General features: G+C 67.8%; 2 protein-coding genes. Both read right to left on the bottom strand.

The window, feature by feature from the left end; genetic code table 11:
* Positions 1–27: 27 nt before the first annotated feature.
* Complete coding sequence (locus tag U9980_RS22400; RefSeq protein ID WP_322769737.1) at positions 28–810, bottom strand: ABC transporter permease; 783 nt, start codon at positions 808–810, stop codon at positions 28–30.
* A complete protein-coding gene (locus U9980_RS22395) occupies positions 807–1793 on the bottom strand; it encodes an ABC transporter ATP-binding protein (protein ID WP_322769736.1) in 987 nt (328 codons plus the stop codon). The genes U9980_RS22400 and U9980_RS22395 overlap by 4 nt, the downstream gene beginning before the upstream one ends.
* Positions 1794–1795 lie beyond the last annotated feature (2 nt).

The raw sequence follows: 1795 nt of genomic DNA, 5'->3' as shown, positions 1-1795 counted from the left end.
TTCCCCATCGGCGATGGCCGTGTCTGTTCAGCCGTTTCGTGGTTCCCAGCTGAAGAAGCGGATCGCGGCGAGTAGGCCGGCTACTCCCCAGGCTGCGACGATGACGACGTCGCTCCAGTGGAACGTGGTCCCCAGAAAACCGGCCTGCATCCCCGCCGCGAAGTGCTTGACCGGAAAGATCCGGCCGATCCACACAATCCAGGCCGGTGCGTTGTCGCCGAGCGGGACGAAGATTCCAGACAGGAACAACAGGGGCAGGATGGTCGCGTTGACGATCGCGGCCGATGCGTCGGCGTTGGGGATCACTGCGGTGACCGCGAACGCGAGCGCGCAAAAACTGGCCGCTCCGACCAGCAGCATCACCAGGAGCCGTAGCAGCGTCACGCCCGTGGGGATGTCGGCGCTGTAGAACACCCGACCGAACCCAACCGTGATCGCGACCAGCAGGACCGCGACGAGCAGGGCGTGCAGCATCCGTGCACCGAGGAACACCGCGCTCGGCAGCGGCGTACCGTCGGTCCTTTTCAGGATACCGGCGTCGCGCTGGAAGGTCACCGCCATCGCGATGTTGTTGTAACAGGCCGTGATCACCGCGAACGCCGCCATCGCGGCCACGTAGTAGGTGGACTGGGCTATGAGTCGGCCGCCGAGGCGCACGGTTCCGTCACTGAGCAGCGCGGTGAAGATCACCAGGAACATGAGGGGGAACGCGAATGTGAAGAACGCCGACGCCGGGTTACGCCAGAACGCCTTGTTCACGTAGCGGACCTGCGAGAGGGTCAGCGCCGCGGCCTTCACCGTGGCGTTCATCGCGAGGTCCTTTCCGGGATGGCGGCGCTGCCGAGCCGGTCCGCCCCGACCGCGGACGGCGGCCCGGTCAACTCCAGGTAGACGTCCTCCAGGGACGGCCGCACGATCTGCAGTCCGTCCAGGCTGACGCTCTGTTCGATTGCCCAGCCGGTGAGGCGGTGCAGCGCCCGGGTGATGTCGTCGGGGGTGAACTCGATGTATCCGTCCGCTACCGCCACGCCGGCGAACTCCTCAGGCGGTAGGGCATCCTCGGGCAGGCGGCACCGGATCCGCGCCCTGGCCGTGTCACGACCGGCGAGGGTGGCAGGTGTGCCCTGCGCGACGATGCGGCCCGCGGCGATGACCGCGACCCGGTCGGCCAGATACTGCGCCTCGTCCATGTAGTGGGTGGTGAGCACGACGGTCTTGCCGAGCGCGGCGAGGTTCTTCACCACATCCCAGGCCTCATGTCGGGCGGACGGGTCGAAGCCGGTCGTCGGCTCGTCGAGGAACAGCAGTTCGGGGTCCCCGGCGACGGCGATCGCGACGTCGAGCCGTCGCTGCTGGCCCCCGGACAGCTTCGCCACCCTGGCATCGCGCTTCGCCCCGAGGCCGACCAGCTCGATCACCTCGTTCACCGGCCGCGGATGCGGATAGTAGCTGGCGTACATCGTGATCGTCTCGGCCACCGTCAGGTAGCGGTCGACGCCCGTGGACTGTAAGACGATTCCGATCCGGGCCTTGAGCCGCGACCGAGCCCGGCCCGGGTCGTGACCAAGCACGGACACCGCACCACCGTCGCGCGCACGGTATCCCTCCAGGATTTCAACCGTCGTGGTCTTGCCCGCCCCGTTCGGGCCTAACAGCGCGAAGATCTCGCCACGCCGGATCTCCAGGTCGATGCCCCGAACGGCCGGCACACCGCGGTAGGACTTCGTCAGACCGCGTACGACAACCGCCGCACCCGGGTCGACGTCGCCGCCGTCCGCGTCCCGCATTCCCATTG

This window comes from Protofrankia sp. Cr1 (assembly GCF_963555865.1).
GTDB lineage: Bacteria > Actinomycetota > Actinomycetes > Frankiales > Frankiaceae > Protofrankia.
Note: the sequence above shows the minus strand (reverse complement) of the source record. Positions and strands in the feature narration are given on the sequence as shown.